The organism is Pseudomonas sp. EA_65y_Pfl1_P113 (assembly GCF_963970525.1).
GTDB classification, from domain to species: Bacteria; Pseudomonadota; Gammaproteobacteria; order Pseudomonadales; family Pseudomonadaceae; genus Aquipseudomonas; species Aquipseudomonas tritici.
The window spans coordinates 1-14,981 of the sequence record NZ_CAXAQM010000059.1; the positions used below are offsets into that span (position 1 = coordinate 1).

Sequence of the window (14,981 nt, forward strand, 5' to 3'; positions counted from 1 at the left end):
CTGCTCTCGCCGATCAAAGACGTACGGGCAGGAACGGTGGTGGATATCAAGCACAAGAAATAACGGAATGTCGCATCCTGAACGGTTCACCTTTTTTTGAATAGGTGGGGTTTATGGATCAGTTACATTACTCACAACAGGGATAGCGTCGATCGACTGGATAGCGGAGCAGATGGGACATACCAACGGGAACATGATCCGTCAGCATTACGGGACCTGGATCAATGAAGACGGCCCGGACGTCGTGGGGATGCTGCAGCTAGCTTTGAGGCTTTAGGGGAAATGTCGCTGCGCCCTAACATGTCGCTTTAGGCCAAAAGCCACCGCTCAGAGGTATCTAAAATTCAGGTGTTATTCAGTTCCGCTAAGAAACAGACCTTTGAAAAACTTACGAGCTTTGCAATGATCTAGTCTGAGCATAAGCTCTTAGTGGCAAATTGACTGCCTTGTAGTACTTTGGTACCGTCTGACTCAGCTTGAGTCGTTCAAATATGTACCCCATTTGCTTTTTTGGGGAGGGCTCGAGGCAGTAGCAGTAGCTGTCATTTTAAAAATTAATTAGATGTTCTACTGGGGTTTGCTTATGGATTGGATAGGGGTGTCAGGGCTTACTGTTTCAGTAGCCGGATTCGCTATAGCACTTTCGCAACTTAATCGAACCCTAAAAGCAGCTGAAGCGGCTCAAATCGCTTCAGCTGAAGCTGTTCGCTCAGTAAGAATTTTTCAATCAATTGCTACGATTCAAGATATTTGCGGTCGCTCTAGAGATTTATTACATCTCACTAAATCGAGAAATCTGGAATCATCTGCAGTTGCTGCTTTTGAATTACGAGATTCGGTCGCTCGTTTTAAGGGTACTGAAGCGGCCAAAAAACTTGATACCAAAGCAGGTTGGAATTTAATAATAAATTCAATATGTATTGTGCATGAGAGATTGGAGTCAGCCTCAATGACTAAGAGATTAGACGCAACCGAGCGAGAGGATATATTGCACAGTGTTGCAAGAATAAACTCTCATTTCAGTTCAATGGCTTCAATGACGGTTGAGAGTGGTACCTGACATGAGCATACCTTCAGATTATCGTGAAATTATTCATGGATTGCTTAGTGCCACCGCTGAATCCAGAGTAAATTGGTATATTGATAGACATGATGTCCAGGTCAGACTTCAGGACGTCATAATCAAACTATGGTCTGGAACTGACGAACAAACGGACCTTCCATTTGTCTCCTTTGCGCTGAGTGATCTCAAAGGAAAAATTATAGACAATTGGTTTCTCGATCAGGGAACTGAAGATTATAACATTGTATTTAAGCTCAACTCTGATGCCCGGCGTAAAGCATTAGGCATTCCTCAAAAGCTTGATAACCTTCGTGCTCAATTAACAGGGGGCGGTATGATTGGATTCTCTGCGGGCATGCCGGACGATGATGAACCATTAGCCTGAGCAACTGTTTTAGACAAACCAATTGAAATCGTATAATTCAATTTAGCCAGAGCCCTGATTCAGGGCTCATATATCGTATTAAACCGGCAATTTTAGTAGATATTTTTAACACAGCCCCCTCATGCATATCTACTGGTCATGGTAGATGAGCGCCGGCCAAGGATAGACAGTAATGGCCGCCCCCTCCCGACAAAGCAAGTTACCGCAAGACCCCAGCAACACCAACAAACTTTATTCACACTTAGTTAATTATTAAATCCGACCTAACGCTGACCGAATAACGGCAGAGAAGCAGGTCATAGCGTGCTTATCCGTTGTCAGCGCATTTCTTAATCCGCGGGAAATTTCTAGCTGAAGTCCTTGTTCTTTGATGCCACGATTACAGATGTTATTTTTGTCGCGTCCTTGAAGACGCTTATCATTATGTTGACTTGCAAAGAAACCTGCGGCGTTAAGTTGGCACACCAGCGACGCACCGAGCTGGTCAGCCAAGCCTCCAACGTTGACGAAGCGTTTATCCCCAGCTTGGCCATGAAAGGTCACAACTAACTGAGCCGATCGGGCAACACAAATTCCTTGAGGCTCGTCAAAGCGCGAACTTGTGATATGCAGGTTTCGATTATTGTTCGACTTACAGCCCTCAAACAAATAATAAGTGAGATCTTCTCCAGCGACGCTCCTACATATCTCAGATGTTCCAAACTCAATCATCCCGGCGTGAGGAGCAATTAAAGCTACTGCACTGCCTTTCGGCCGAACTACGATGCGATAAGCCCCCTCGGGCTCATTCGTTGAGAGATCTGCAAAACAAACGTACTTGTCGGACATGGGCTCGGATACCTGAATGGACGAATATCGATTCAACAGTCTAGCCACTGTCTAGATTTCTTCCGAATATCCTTCGGCTTCTTAAACTTAACGAGCGCTTGCTTCTGCCGATTTTAGGTTCATCGGCCCTGCGCGGTGGGGCTCCTATCGCAGACGAAAAAAGACGCTGTCTGTCCCAGATCTGTCCCATATCACCTTTTTTTAGACGCCATAAAGCGAAAACCCCCGATTTTCTCTAGGAAAATCAGGGGTTTGCGTTTACTGAATGTGGCGGTGAAGGAGAGATTCGAACTCTCGATACAATTTCTTGTATACACACTTTCCAGGCGTGCTCCTTAAGCCACTCGGACACTTCACCGTATCTCGTCAAACCAGTTCAGTCTGTCGAGGCGCGCTAATGTAGTCGAAAGCCTTTCTGATGGCAAAGGTTTTTTTCAGAATTTTCATGCGGTTAGCCGGTTATGCCTGGACGCATCCGGCGAGGGGTGGTGATTGTGCCATTCTCAGGCATCAGCGGCGCGCGTCTGGGGCAGTCATTGAGCCCTGCCCCAGGCATTCCAGCCGCCTGTGTGCGGGAAAAGTCTGACTGGCCAGTCAGTCACAGCGCTTTACCGGCGCGGGCGTGGTGGGTAACGTCTGCGCATGCACGTCTATTAACAAGCCTTCTATAACAAATCCTACAAGGAACCGCGTCATGAGTGAGTTGATTGCCTACCACCTCGAAGACGGTATCGCGACCCTGACCTTGAGCAACGGCAAGGTGAATGCCATTTCTCCTGCTGTGGTCAGTGCCTTTAATGAAGCGCTGGACCAGGCGGAGAAGGACCGGGCGGTAGTGGTGATCACCGGCACGCCGGGGATTCTGTCGGGTGGTTATGATTTGAAGGTGATGACTGCCGGCCCTAAAGAAGCAATCGGCCTGGTGACGTCGGGTTCGACGTTGGCGCGTCGTCTGTTGTCGCACCCGTTTCCGGTGATTGTGGCGTGCCCTGGGCATGCGGTGGCCAAGGGCGCGTTTTTGCTGTTGTCGGCGGATTATCGGATTGGGGTAGAAGGCCCGTTCAGCATTGGCCTGAACGAGGTCGCGATTGGCATGACCATGCACCACGCGGGTATCGAGTTGGCGCGGGATCGGCTACGCAAGTCGGCGTTTCACCGTTCGGTGATCAATGCCGAGATGTTCGATCCACAGGGTGCACTGCAAGCAGGCTTCCTCGATAAGGTGGTCGCACCGGAGGAGTTGCAGGCAGCGGCGCTGGAAGCGGCGCGTCAGTTGAAGAAGCTTAATATGAACGCCCACAAGCACACCAAGTTGAAGGTACGTAAGGAACTGCTGGAGGCCTTGGACGATGCAATCATCCACGACCAAGGGCTTATCCTGAGCTAAACCCCTACATCTGATACGCCAGAGCCCGACCTTGAGTCGGGCTTTTTCTTAGACTTCAAACCGAACGATCTTCAGCCGCTCTAGCCTGCCAGTGTCGGCAGATGTTGAAATATGCACTAAAACATCGGCTATCTCCTACCTCTATCGGGGAATTGCCGAATCCAGTGCACATCCGTACACTGCGCCACCTTTTGTCTCGATAGGCCGTGTCGATGCTTTATCTGTTGCGTATGTTGTTGATGAGCCTGCACTTTATGCTCGCCGGTGTGCTGGGTGTGCTGGTAGGTATCTGCCGGCCATTCAATCCGGACAACAGCCGCCTATGTGCCCGCCTTTACGCGCTGCCGGCCATGTGGATTCTGCGTTTGAACGTAAAAGCCGATGTTGACTCGCTGCGCAATAAGCCCGGCACCTGTGTGGTGATTGCAAACCACCAGTCCAACTATGACTTGTTTGTCGTTGGCAATGTGGTGCCGTACCGCACGGTGTGTATCGCCAAAAAAAGCCTGAAATGGGTGCCGCTGTTCGGCCAGTTATTCTGGCTGGCGGGCAATGTGTTGATCGACCGGGGCAATGCGCACAAGGCGCGCCGTGCGATGCTCACCACGACCCAGACGCTGCAACATAAAGACACGTCGATATGGGTGTTCCCGGAAGGTACGCGCAACCTGGGTAACGGTTTGCTGCCGTTCAAGAAGGGTGCGTTCCATATGGCGATCGCGGCGGGTGTGCCGATCGTGCAGGTGTGTGTCAGCAACTACGTCACTCACATGCGGCTTAATCGCTGGAACAGTGGTGATGTGCTCATACGTTCGTTGCCGCCAATTCCTACTACAGGCATGACGGTGGATGACATCCCGGCGTTGATGCAGGCTTGTTATGCGCAGATGGATGAATGCATTGCGCGGATGGATCGCGAGTTGCGGGCGGCCTGAATAACGATCGTGGGCGGTTCGCACCCCAGCGCGAGCAAGCTCGCTCACAACAACGGCAGCTACAACGGAACGCCATTCAAGCTAAGCTGCCCAACACCTGTCCCCCCAATAAAAAGTGATCAGCACCATGGGTAGAGTTGTTGCGGCCGCCGTCTACAGCGCCGGTAAGAAAGTGTCTGATATCACCCTCGACGAAGGCGCCGCCTGGGCCGCCAAACCCGGTCACTTTGTATGGATCGGCCTGGAAGAACCCAACGCCCAGGAACTGGCCAACTTGCAACGCCAGTTCAACCTGCATGAGCTGGCCATCGAAGACGCTCTGGAAAAACACAGCCGCCCCAAGCTTGAAACGTTCGGCGATGCACTGTTTATCGTCACCTATTCACCGGTGCGCGAGAACGGCAAGCTGGAGTTTATCGAAACCCATATTTTTGCCGGTAATGGCTACATCATCACCGCACGCAACGGTCACTCGGCGTCCTACGGCTTTGTGCGCCAACGCTGTGAGGCGCGACCGCTGTTGCTGGAGCATGGGGAAGATTTCGTACTCTATGCGCTGCTGGATTTTGTCACCGAGAACTACCAGCCGGTGAGTGAAGCGATCCATGCCGAGATCGATGAGCTGGAGCGTAACGTGCTGTGCAGTTCGCTGAGTGAACGCGACATCCAGAAGATCCACGGCCTACGTCGCGACGTGCTGCGGCTCAAGCGTTACGTGGCGCCGATGGTGGAGATCAGCCAGGAGCTGCAGAAGCTGAGTTTCCCGTTTATCGACAAGAACATGCGCCCGTATTTCCGTGACGTGCAGATCCACGTGACACGGCAGATGGAAGACCTCACCACCCTGCGCGATATCGCCAGCCAGACCATCGAGATCGGTGTATTACTGGAGGCCTCGCGCCAGAGCGTGGTGCAGCGCAAGTTCGCCGCATGGGCGGCAATCCTGGCGTTCCCCACCGCGGTGGCGGGGATTTATGGGATGAACTTCCAGAACATGCCCGAGCTGCAATGGCACTACGGCTATTTTGCGGTGCTCGGGTTTATTGCGACCGGTTGCACCGGCCTGTGGGCCAGCTTCAAGCGTTCGGGATGGCTTTAAACCCGGGCCTCGGGCTGGTGTGCCACAAAGCGCATCATCCATTCCGCCACCGTGGTGCCGTGGTGGTCACGCTCAAGGCTGGCGACACCGTTTGTGTAGACCTTTTCACCCAGCGTTGTCTGAAGAATCTCCAGCAATTCGCGGGAATAGTCGTGGATAAATTCCGGGTGGCCTTGGAAGCACAGCACTTGATCGCCGATGTGGTACGCGGCGAACGGGCAAAACGCGCTGGACGCGATGACCGTGGCGTTTTCCGGCAGCGTGGTCACTTGGTCCTGGTGGCTGATCAATAGCGTCAGCTCTTCCACTTCCGGGCTCATCCACGGCGCCTTGGCGTCGAGCTTGTAATCGTGAATGCCCATGCCCCAACCCTGGCCGGCGCGCTCGGTCTTGCCGCCGAGCAGCAGTGCCAGTAACTGGTGACCGAAGCAGATACCGAGCAGCTTGTCGCCGCGCTCGTAACGCTCGAGCAGGTAGGTCTTGAGGGTCTGGATCCAAGGGTCGGTGCCGAAGGCGTCGGCCTTGCTGCCGGTCACCAGGTACGCGTCAAACACTTCATCGTCCGACGGGTATTCGCCATTCACCACGTTGTACACGACAAACTCGGCGGGGATAGGTTGCTTGGAGAACAGGCGCTTGAACATCTGCCCATACCCTTGGTATTGATCGATCAAGCCTGGACGCAGGATATCGGTTTCCAGGATACAGACGCGTAGCGACATAAAAAATACCTGACACGGTGATGGGAATAATGCACACCCCAGAGCCTGCCTTGAAATACCCCTTCAAGGCAAGCCCCCTTGATCACCGGAACACGTCACCCTCGGCAGCTTTTTCCAGCAATAAAGCCGGCGGTGTGAAGCGTTCGCCATACTGCTCGGCCAGATAGCGCGCGCGGGCGACAAAATCGTTCAGCCCATATTGGTTGATGAACTGCAAGGCGCCACCGCTCCAGGCCGCGAAACCAATGCCGAAAATCGACCCCACGTTAGCGTCCGCCGTGGACATCAACACCCCCTCCTCTACACACCGCACGGTTTCGATGGCCTGGATAAACAGCAGGCGGTCGCGCACGTCCTGTGGCGAGATGCGTTGACCGGCCCGTTCAAAGCGGCTTTTCAGCTCCGGCCACAGGTACTTCTGCCCGCCGTTGGGGTACTCATAGAAACCGCCTCCCGCCGCCTTGCCGACGCGTTTGTATTCATTGACCAAAAGGTCGATTACCGCTGCCGCCGGATGCGCTGGCACTGCCTTACCTTCCGCCTGCAGATCCTTGGCCGTCTGCTGCCTTATATGGCTCATCAGGCTCAGAGATACTTCATCCGACACTGCCAGCGGGCCGACCGGCATGCCGGCCTTGCGCGCTTCGGTCTCGATCATCGGTGCGGCCACGCCTTCGCCAAGCATGGCGATGCCTTCGTTGGTAAAGGTGCCGAACACCCGCGAGGTGAAAAAACCACGACTGTCGTTGACCACGATCGGGGTTTTCTTGATTTGCAGTACGAAATCGAAACCGCGGGCCAGGGTTTCGTCTGAGGTATGCGCTCCTTTGATGATCTCCACCAGTGGCATCTTGTCCACCGGGCTGAAGAAATGCAGGCCGATGAATTTGCCTGGATCCGGCACTGCTGTAGCAAGCCCGCTGATGGGCAAGGTGGAGGTGTTGGAAGCAATCACCGCATCGGCACCCACTACGCGTTGCGCTGCGGCGCTGACTTTAGCCTTGAGTTCGCGATCTTCGAACACGGCTTCGATGACCAGGTCGCAGCCGGCCAGGTCTGTATCGGAGGCCGTAGGATGAATCCGCGCCAAGATTGCTTGCCGTTGCTCAACGCTCAGTTGCCCACGGCTGACCTTTTTGTCCAGCAGCGCCGCAGAATGCGCCTTGCCCTTCTCGGCGGCCGCCAGGTTGACGTCCTTGAGCACGACTTCGACGCCTGCACTGGCGCTGACATAGGCAATGCCTGCGCCCATCATCCCAGCGCCGAGCACACCGACTTTGCCGGTGATACAAGGCGCGAAACCCTGCGGACGTGAACTGCCGGCGTTGATCTCGTTTAGCTGGAACCAAAAGGTGCCGATCATGTTTTTCGCCACTTGCCCGGTCACCAGCTCGGTGAAGTAGCGAGTCTCGATGAGGTGCGCCGTGTCAAAATCTACCTGGGCACCTTCAACGGCGGCGCAGAGGATTTTCTCCGGGGCCGGGAAACAGCCATTGGTTTTACTGCGCAAAATCGACGGCGCAATTGCCAGCATCTGCGCAATTTTTGGACTGGACGGTGTGCCGCCGGGCATTTGGTAAGCCTTGGTGTCCCAAGGCTGCTTTGCATCCGGGTTGGCCAGAATCCAGGCGCGGGATTTGGCCAGCAGCTCTTCGCGGTTTGCCGCCAACTCATTGATCAACCCGGCTTGCAGCGCCTGTTGTGGCCTGACTTTTTTACCTTCCAGCAAATACGGCAGAGCCTTTTCCAGCCCCAGCATGCGCACCATGCGCACCACCCCGCCGCCGCCCGGCAGTAGGCCCAAGGTGACTTCCGGCAAGCCAAGCTGCACTGACTTGTCATCCAGCGCGACGCGATAGTGGCACGCCAGGCAAATCTCCCAACCACCCCCCAGCGCCGCGCCATTGATGGCAGCCACCACGGGCTTGCCGAGGTTTTCCAGGCGGCGCAGTTGCGCTTTCAGCACCAACACACCGTTGTAGAAATCCTTGGCGTGGGCCTTGTCGACCTTGATCAGTTCATTGAGGTCGCCACCGGCAAAAAACGTCTTCTTCGCCGAGGTGATCACCACCCCGGCAATGCTGTCCCTTTCCGCCTCCAGCCGCTCGACCGTTGCCGCCATGGCCTCGCGGTACACGCCGTTCATGGTATTGGCGCTCTGGCCGGGCATGTCGAGGGTCAGCACCACGATCCCGTCCAGGCCTTGTTCGTAACGAATTGCTTGGGTCATGACAAATTCCTTGGGCTCAGAGGCGTTCGATGATGGTGGCGATGCCCATGCCACCGCCGACACACAGCGTGGCCAGGCCGTAGCGCTGCTGGCGTACTTCCAGCTCGTCGAGCAAGGTGCCGAGGATCGCGCAGCCGGTGGCGCCGAGCGGGTGGCCCATGGCGATCGAGCCGCCATTCACGTTGACCCGCGCAGCGTCGATGCCCATGTCCTTGATGAATTTGAGCACGACAGCGGCAAACGCTTCGTTGACCTCGAACAGGTCGATGTCTTCGACACGCAAGCCGGCCTTGGCCAGCGCTTTGCGCGTTGCCGGCGCGGGGCCGGTGAGCATGATGGTGGGGTCGGTGCTGGTGACCGCCGTGGCGACGATGCGCGCGCGCGGTTGCAGGCCCAGCTCGCGGCTCATAGCCTCGGAGCCGATCAGCATCAGCGCGGCGCCATCGACGATGCCGGAGCTGTTGCCGGGAGTATGTACATGATGGATGCGCTCGACGTGGCTGTAGACCCGCAACGCGGTGGCGTCGAAGCCCATCTGCCCCATCATTTCGAAGCTCGGCTTGAGCTTGCCAAGGCCTTCGAGGGTGGAATCGCCGCGGATGAATTCGTCTTGGTCCAGCAGCACAATGCCGTTCTGGTCCTGCACCGCGATCAGCGATTTGTTGAAGGAACCGTCTGCACGCGCCCTGGCCGCTTTCTGCTGCGAATGCAGGGCAAAGGTGTCGACGTCCTCTCGGGTGAACCCTTCCAGGGTCGCGATCAGGTCAGCGCCAATGCCCTGGGGGGTGAAATGGCTGTGCATATTGGTTTGCGGGTCCAGAACCCAGGCGCCACCATCACTGCCCATGGGCACGCGGGACATGGACTCGACGCCACCGACCACGACTAAGTCTTCGAAGCCGGAGCGGACTTTCATCGCACCCAGGTTGACCGCTTCCAGGCCTGAGGCGCAGAAGCGGTTGACTTGTACACCGGCAACGCTGATGTCCCAATCCGCCACCAGAGCGGCGGTCTTGGCAATGTCGGCGCCCTGATCGCCCACCGGGGTCACGCAGCCGAGCACGATATCATCCACTTGATGGGTGTCGAGGTCGTTGCGCCGGGCCAGCGCCGTGAGCAAACCAGCCACCAGGTTCACTGGCTTGACGCTGTGCAAGGCGCCGTCCGCCTTGCCTTTGCCACGGGGCGTGCGTATCGCATCAAAGATCAAAGCTTGGGTCATGACGTCCTCGAACCGCTGTGCATGGATGCCTCTACCTTAGGCCCGATTGACACGGTTTCAATGACGGATGCGCTCATTGCTTTTGACCCCCACGCTCGGACGAACGGTAGCCACCTAAGGTAATTGCGTGATTAATCGTTTTAGCTGTCTAGCCAAGGCATTGGCGCCAAGATGGCGTTATGCCTCATGCTTATTTAAGCTGAACTGCTGATTGGCTGATATGAAATAGGTCTAAGCCACGAAGAACGAGGGCTCTAAGGTTGAATCAGTAAGAAGCTGCTGCCGGGTTTTGCTGGAGCAGCTGAAAGAAAAGTGACACGTCATCTCGCCATACTGAAATAAAACCGGCACGCATTTGACGCTCAGAAATAACAACAAAAGGCAGTCAGCCATGTTCAAACATTCGAAAGTACGTCAGGCGGGACTTATTCTATTCGCCACCACACTGATCCTGATCTTGCCCAACTTGACCAAGGTTATTGGGTGATGCCTCAACACTCACATTCCGCGCCTACACAGCACCGGGTTTGCCGCTTTTGGCAGCACCTGCCGGGACATTGCGCATAGCGGTCCTGCAGGGGCTGCCTTTTTATGTATGGATTTCCGGTATCGTGAGCACCCTCGCCACTGCACACCGGGCCTCCCTCTTGAAAGCCATCTTCGCTCTATTCGCCTTGCTGATCGGCCTGCCCGCTTCGGCGGCGCAACTGACCATCGAGCTCGACCACAGCAGCAAGACCTGGCAGACCGCCGACTTGCTCAAGCATCCGCACGCGCAAACGGTGCAGATCGTTGATGACGTTTCCTACAAGCGCACTATGACTTATCGGGCAGTGCCGCTGGCCTTGCTCTTACCGGGACTGAAACCTGAGAGCCACCTGCAGGCTGTTGCCTTGGATGGTTTCGCCGCCGAGCTCACGGCCGCACCGCTGCTGGAAAAACAGGGCGCACGTGCCTGGCTGGCGGTGGAAGATCCCGCTCAACCGTGGCCTGCATTGACGGAAGGCAAACCGAGTGCCGGGCCGTTCTATCTGGTGTGGACCGATCCGCAAGCCGGGCATATCAGCCCTGAGCAGTGGCCGTTCCAGATCTCAGGGATCAAACAATTGAAGACCGTGGCGGAGCGCTTTCCGGCGTTGTTGCCCGACCCGAAACTGGCGGCCAATGACCCGATCAATCAGGGCTTTGCGCTGTTCCAGAAGAATTGCCTGGCCTGTCATCGCCTCAACGGTGCCGGTGACGCGCAGGTGGGGCCGGACTTGAATATTCCCTATAACCCCACCGAGTATTTTGGCGGTGATTTCCTCAAGCGCTATATCCGCGACCCACAGAGTTTGCGGCATTGGCCGCAGGCGAAAATGCCAGCATTTGCGGCCAGTGTGTTGCCGGACGGTGAGCTGGATTTGCTGGTGAGGTATTTGAAGCATATGGCGGGGCGTAAATTGTAGTGAGCGGGCTTGCCCGCTCACTACCATCCGTTATTGCTGCTGGACTGAAATCACCGGCGTCGGCGCCACAAACACCTTGGCATGCATCTGCTCATGCCCACCGCCCCGGCGCATGCCGCGTACCGGGCAAGCATCGAGGTAATCCAACCCCACCGCCAGTTTCAAATGCCGCTCCGGCCGGGCCAGTTGGTTGGTCACATCAAAGCTGTACCACGCGTCATCCAGCCAGGCTTCGGCCCAGGCGTGGCTGGCCAGGTGCGTACTGTCCTCAGTGTACAAATACCCCGACACATAGCGCGCAGGGATCCCAAGGCTACGCGCACACGCCAGGAACGCATGGGTGTGGTCCTGGCACACGCCTGCACGGCCAGCGAAGGCCTGGGCGGCGCAGGTGTCGACGTCGGTCGCGCCAGGCGTGTAGACCATCGACTGGTTAAGCGCATGCATCAAATCAATCAGCGCTGTACGGTCGCGGCGTTGATGGCAGTGCTGGTGGGCAAAGCCGCGCAGGGCGTCATCAGGCTCGGTCAGACGGGTGCAACGCAGGAACGGGAACGCCGACTGGCTCTCATGTTCGGCCTCGCGCAACTCGTCGATATCCACCTGGCCGCGGGCGCCGATGATGATGGCGTCGTGCGGTTCATCCAGGGTCAGCACGTGCAGGATGTTGCCGAACGGGTCCACCTGGGCGCGCACCGGACGCGGCAGGTCGAGCGCCCAACTGAGTACGCGCTGGCGCTCGCTGTCGTGAGGTGTAAGACGCAGGTACTGGATGCTGGCGCGCACTTGGTCTTCGTAGTGGTAGGTGGTTTCGTGGCTGATGGAGAGTCTCATGCGGCCTCCAGGTAGGAACTGTAGATGGCGTCGCCCAACTGGCGAACCAATGGAATGAAGTCGGTCAGCCAGGCGTGCAGGCCTTCCTCGAGGATTTCATCGATGGCGGTAAAGCGCAGGCGCGCGTCCATCTCGGCGGCCAGGCGCTGGGCCGGTCGGCCATTGAGGCCGGGCAGGCTGGCGAGGATCTGGTCAATTTCTTCGCTGCAGGCGCGTAATGAACGCGGTACATCGGCGCGTAGCAGCAGTAACTCCGCGACCTGCCGGGCGCCGGGGGCATCACGGTAAATCTCGGTGTAGGCCTCGAACGACGACAAGGCGCGCAGCAAAGCGCTCCATTGATAGTAGGCGTGGGCCGTGCCATCGCTGACGGCTTCGGCCTGGTCGCCGGCCATTTCATAGCGGGCGTCCAGCAGGCGCAGGGTGTTATCGGCACGTTCGATAAAGGTGCCCAGGCGAATGAACCGGAACGCATCGTTGCGCATGATGGTGCCGTAGGTGGCACCACGGAACAGGTGGGACCGTTCCTTGACCCACTCACAGAACCGGCTCATGCCATAGCGGCTCAAGCCCTGCTGAGCGATGTCACGAATATCAAGCCAGGTAGCGTTGATGTTTTCCCACATGTCGGCGGTAATTCGCCCACGCACCGCATGGGCGCTGGCCCGCGCTGCGCCGAGACAGCTGTAGATGCTGGCCGGGTTCGCCGCGTCCAGGGCAAAAAAGTGCAACAGGCGTTCGGCGTGCAACTCGCCGTGGCGCGCGTGGTAATCCTCCAGGGTGCCGGTGATCAACAGCGGCATGGCCAGTTCATGCAGGCCATCACCGCGCCCATCTTGCGGCATCAGCGACAGCGAATAGCTGACATCAAGCATGCGCGCGAGGTTTTCCGCGCGTTCCAGGTAGCGCGACATCCAGTACAAATCCGAGGCAGTTCTACTCAACATGGCATCAGTCCTCGACCACCCAGGTGTCTTTGGTGCCGCCGCCCTGGGACGAGTTGACCACCAGCGAACCTTCACGCAATGCCACACGGGTCAGCCCGCCTGGGACTACACGGGTTTCCTTGCCCGACAATACGAATGGGCGCAGGTCGATGTGGCGCGGCGCAATGCCGTTTTCGACAAAGGTCGGGCAGGTGGACAAGCACAGGGTCGGTTGGGCGATATACGCATGGGGCTTGGCCTTGATGCGCGCACGGAAGGCTTCGATTTCGGCCTTCGTGGACGCCGGGCCGACCAGCATGCCGTAGCCACCGGATCCTTGGGTTTCCTTCACCACCAGGTCCGGCAGGTTAGCCAACACGTGGGACAGTTCGTCAGGCTTACGGCATTGGAATGTCGGAACGTTCTTCAGGATGGGTTCTTCATCCAGGTAAAAACGGATCATCTCGGTGACGAAGGGGTACACCGACTTGTCATCCGCCACCCCGGTGCCGATGGCATTGGCCAGCACTACGTTGCCCGAGCGATAAGCCGCGAGCAGGCCGGGCACGCCGAGCATGGAATCCGGGTTGAAGGCCAATGGGTCGAGAAACGCATCGTCGAGGCGGCGGTAGATCACGTCCACGGCCTTGGGGCCATCGGTGGTACGCATGAATACTCGGTCATCGCGCACAAACAGGTCGGCGCCTTCCACCAGCTCCACGCCCATTTCCCGGGCCAGGAACGCATGTTCAAAGAACGCGCTGTTGAAGCGTCCCGGGGTGAGCACAACTACGCTGGGGTTATCCAGGGGGCTGGAGCTTTTCAGGGTGTCGAGCAGCAGGTTGGGGTAATGATCGATGGGCGCAATACGCTGGGCGGCGAACAGTTCGGGGAACAGGCGCATCATCATCTTGCGGTCTTCGAGCATGTAGCTGACGCCGCTCGGGGTACGCAGGTTGTCTTCAAGCACGTAGTACGTGCCGTCGCCGTCACGTACGAGGTCGACACCGGAGACGTGGGAATACAAGTCGCGGTGCAGATTCAAACCCTGCATAGCCAGTTGGTATTGCTCGTTGGCCAATACCTGTTCGGCTGGGATGATCCCGGCCTTGATGATGCGTTGCTCGTGATACAGGTCGGCGAGGAACATATTCAGCGCCTTGACCCTTTGGATGCAGCCGCGCTCGACAATCCGCCATTCGCTGGCGGGAATGCTGCGCGGGATGGTGTCGAATGGAATCAGGCGCTCGGTGCCCTGCTCGTCCCCGTAGAGCGTGAAGGTGATACCGGCGCGGTGAAACAGCAAATCGGCTTCACGCCGACGCTGGGCCAGCAGTTCAGCAGGGGTATCAGCCAACCAGCGCGCGAACTCGCGGTAATGCGGCCGGACCTGCCCTGCCCCGTCGTACATTTCATCGTAATAAGTGCGGATCATGCCGAACTCCTTGTCACCCGGGCGCTAGAACCATCGCAAGGCCCGTGCCAGCGGCATAAACACTTAAAAATCAGTGCGTTGAATAACCACCGAAATCCATTCGCACCGTCCTGGTGCGCAGAATGCCCGGTGCACTGCCCCCTGCTTCATCGCAATGCGGGCTTTGACTATCAACAGCATAGCCAGAGTTGATTTCACTGCCCGGACAAGCCTACGGATAATCATCAACATCTGCTGAACAGGACGTGTCCTACAGCTCAACCCTTTGCGCGATCGGTAACGTAGTGCTTCGTATACCGACCGACCTCCCGGTCTTCCCTTTCGGCCACCCTGCTCGGGTGGCTTTTTTTTGGTTCTTCACGGATTGCCGGGAAAGACGCTCTTGATCTTCATGAAGAAGAACTCGCTGTCCCGGTAACCGTACGCCATTCGTTTGATGACCTTTATTCGATTGTTTATTCCTTCCA

Annotated in this window: 14 protein-coding genes, 1 tRNA gene and 1 pseudogene; 7 read left to right on the plus strand and 9 right to left on the minus strand. The window is 56.9% G+C overall.

The window, feature by feature from the left end; translation table 11 throughout:
* Window positions 1-127: 127 nt before the first annotated feature.
* The 3 genes and pseudogenes from AACY52_RS27670 to AACY52_RS27680 all read left to right on the plus strand — a co-directional run.
* Window positions 128-277 (plus strand): annotated as a pseudogene (locus tag AACY52_RS27670) (site-specific integrase); the annotation flags it as partial.
* A 285-nt stretch (window positions 278-562) separates the two neighbouring features.
* Window positions 563-1,060 (plus strand): hypothetical protein, encoded by a 498-nt coding sequence (locus AACY52_RS27675; RefSeq protein WP_339561020.1) that lies wholly within the window; start codon window positions 563-565, stop codon window positions 1,058-1,060.
* Between the two features lies 1 nt (window position 1,061).
* Window positions 1,062-1,448: a hypothetical protein gene (locus AACY52_RS27680; protein ID WP_339561021.1), complete on the plus strand. Its 387-nt coding sequence runs from the start codon at window positions 1,062-1,064 to the stop codon at window positions 1,446-1,448.
* A gap of 252 nt (window positions 1,449-1,700) precedes the next feature.
* Here AACY52_RS27680 and AACY52_RS27685 read toward each other — a convergent pair whose 3' ends face one another.
* On the minus strand, window positions 1,701-2,276 hold the full coding sequence (locus AACY52_RS27685) for a poly-gamma-glutamate hydrolase family protein (protein ID WP_339561022.1): 576 nt from the start codon (window positions 2,274-2,276) through the stop codon (window positions 1,701-1,703).
* A gap of 268 nt (window positions 2,277-2,544) precedes the next feature.
* Window positions 2,545-2,634: transfer RNA gene (locus AACY52_RS27690), tRNA-Ser, on the minus strand.
* A 336-nt stretch (window positions 2,635-2,970) separates the two neighbouring features.
* Here AACY52_RS27690 and AACY52_RS27695 point away from each other — a divergent pair.
* The 3 genes from AACY52_RS27695 (at window position 2,971) to AACY52_RS27705 (ending at window position 5,697) form a co-directional block, all read left to right on the plus strand.
* Window positions 2,971-3,663, plus strand: coding sequence for a crotonase/enoyl-CoA hydratase family protein (locus AACY52_RS27695; RefSeq protein ID WP_339561023.1), 693 nt, complete (start codon window positions 2,971-2,973; stop codon window positions 3,661-3,663).
* Between the two features lie 212 nt (window positions 3,664-3,875).
* Entirely contained in the window at window positions 3,876-4,598 is a 723-nt protein-coding gene (locus tag AACY52_RS27700) for a 1-acylglycerol-3-phosphate O-acyltransferase (protein WP_065873932.1), read from the plus strand.
* Between the two features lie 127 nt (window positions 4,599-4,725).
* Entirely contained in the window at window positions 4,726-5,697 is a 972-nt protein-coding gene (locus AACY52_RS27705) for a magnesium and cobalt transport protein CorA (RefSeq protein WP_339418857.1), read from the plus strand.
* Here the strand turns inward: AACY52_RS27705 and AACY52_RS27710 are convergent.
* The 3 genes from AACY52_RS27710 to AACY52_RS27720 form a co-directional block, all read right to left on the minus strand.
* Window positions 5,694-6,419 carry an amidotransferase gene (locus AACY52_RS27710; protein WP_339418859.1) on the minus strand — a complete coding sequence of 242 codons (726 nt, stop codon included), beginning with the start codon at window positions 6,417-6,419 and terminating at the stop codon, window positions 5,694-5,696. The two genes, AACY52_RS27705 and AACY52_RS27710, sit on opposite strands and share 4 nt — an antisense overlap.
* 82 nt (window positions 6,420-6,501) lie before the next feature.
* Window positions 6,502-8,649: a 3-hydroxyacyl-CoA dehydrogenase NAD-binding domain-containing protein gene (locus tag AACY52_RS27715; RefSeq protein ID WP_339436494.1), complete on the minus strand. Its 2,148-nt coding sequence runs from the start codon at window positions 8,647-8,649 to the stop codon at window positions 6,502-6,504.
* Window positions 8,650-8,665: 16 nt separating this feature from the next.
* Window positions 8,666-9,871 (minus strand): acetyl-CoA C-acetyltransferase, encoded by a 1,206-nt coding sequence (locus AACY52_RS27720; RefSeq protein WP_339418863.1) that lies wholly within the window; start codon window positions 9,869-9,871, stop codon window positions 8,666-8,668.
* 647 nt (window positions 9,872-10,518) lie between these two features.
* Between AACY52_RS27720 and AACY52_RS27725 the strand changes: the two genes are divergently transcribed.
* Window positions 10,519-11,319 carry a cytochrome c gene (locus AACY52_RS27725; RefSeq protein ID WP_339439370.1) on the plus strand — a complete coding sequence of 267 codons (801 nt, stop codon included), beginning with the start codon at window positions 10,519-10,521 and terminating at the stop codon, window positions 11,317-11,319.
* 30 nt (window positions 11,320-11,349) lie between these two features.
* Here the strand turns inward: AACY52_RS27725 and AACY52_RS27730 are convergent, their stop codons facing one another.
* From AACY52_RS27730 to AACY52_RS27745, 4 genes are all read right to left on the minus strand, one after another.
* Complete coding sequence (locus tag AACY52_RS27730; RefSeq protein ID WP_339418865.1) at window positions 11,350-12,153, minus strand: transglutaminase family protein; 804 nt, start codon at window positions 12,151-12,153, stop codon at window positions 11,350-11,352.
* Window positions 12,150-13,100 carry an alpha-E domain-containing protein gene (locus AACY52_RS27735; RefSeq protein ID WP_065873938.1) on the minus strand — a complete coding sequence of 317 codons (951 nt, stop codon included), beginning with the start codon at window positions 13,098-13,100 and terminating at the stop codon, window positions 12,150-12,152. The genes AACY52_RS27730 and AACY52_RS27735 overlap by 4 nt, the downstream gene beginning before the upstream one ends.
* Before the next feature lie 4 nt (window positions 13,101-13,104).
* The gene (locus tag AACY52_RS27740; RefSeq protein WP_065873939.1) at window positions 13,105-14,514 is read right to left on the minus strand and encodes a circularly permuted type 2 ATP-grasp protein; all 1,410 of its coding nucleotides are present in this window, start codon (window positions 14,512-14,514) and stop codon (window positions 13,105-13,107) included.
* 357 nt (window positions 14,515-14,871) lie between these two features.
* Window positions 14,872-14,981 (minus strand): transposase (locus AACY52_RS27745; protein ID WP_163003228.1); only part of this gene is annotated, 110 nt, incomplete at its 5' end.

Coding starts and splice junctions, on each gene's coding strand:
- AACY52_RS27735 (WP_065873938.1), bottom strand. CDS start 13,100: ATGTTGAGTAGAACTGCCTCGGATTTGTACTGGATGTCGCGCTACCTG.
- AACY52_RS27705 (WP_339418857.1), top strand. CDS start 4,726: ATGGGTAGAGTTGTTGCGGCCGCCGTCTACAGCGCCGGTAAGAAAGTG.
- AACY52_RS27695 (WP_339561023.1), top strand. CDS start 2,971: ATGAGTGAGTTGATTGCCTACCACCTCGAAGACGGTATCGCGACCCTG.
- AACY52_RS27740 (WP_065873939.1), bottom strand. CDS start 14,514: ATGATCCGCACTTATTACGATGAAATGTACGACGGGGCAGGGCAGGTC.
- AACY52_RS27720 (WP_339418863.1), bottom strand. CDS start 9,871: ATGACCCAAGCTTTGATCTTTGATGCGATACGCACGCCCCGTGGCAAA.
- AACY52_RS27730 (WP_339418865.1), bottom strand. CDS start 12,153: ATGAGACTCTCCATCAGCCACGAAACCACCTACCACTACGAAGACCAA.
- AACY52_RS27700 (WP_065873932.1), top strand. CDS start 3,876: ATGCTTTATCTGTTGCGTATGTTGTTGATGAGCCTGCACTTTATGCTC.
- AACY52_RS27675 (WP_339561020.1), top strand. CDS start 563: ATGTTCTACTGGGGTTTGCTTATGGATTGGATAGGGGTGTCAGGGCTT.
- AACY52_RS27680 (WP_339561021.1), top strand. CDS start 1,062: ATGAGCATACCTTCAGATTATCGTGAAATTATTCATGGATTGCTTAGT.
- AACY52_RS27710 (WP_339418859.1), bottom strand. CDS start 6,419: ATGTCGCTACGCGTCTGTATCCTGGAAACCGATATCCTGCGTCCAGGC.
- AACY52_RS27715 (WP_339436494.1), bottom strand. CDS start 8,649: ATGACCCAAGCAATTCGTTACGAACAAGGCCTGGACGGGATCGTGGTG.
- AACY52_RS27685 (WP_339561022.1), bottom strand. CDS start 2,276: ATGTCCGACAAGTACGTTTGTTTTGCAGATCTCTCAACGAATGAGCCC.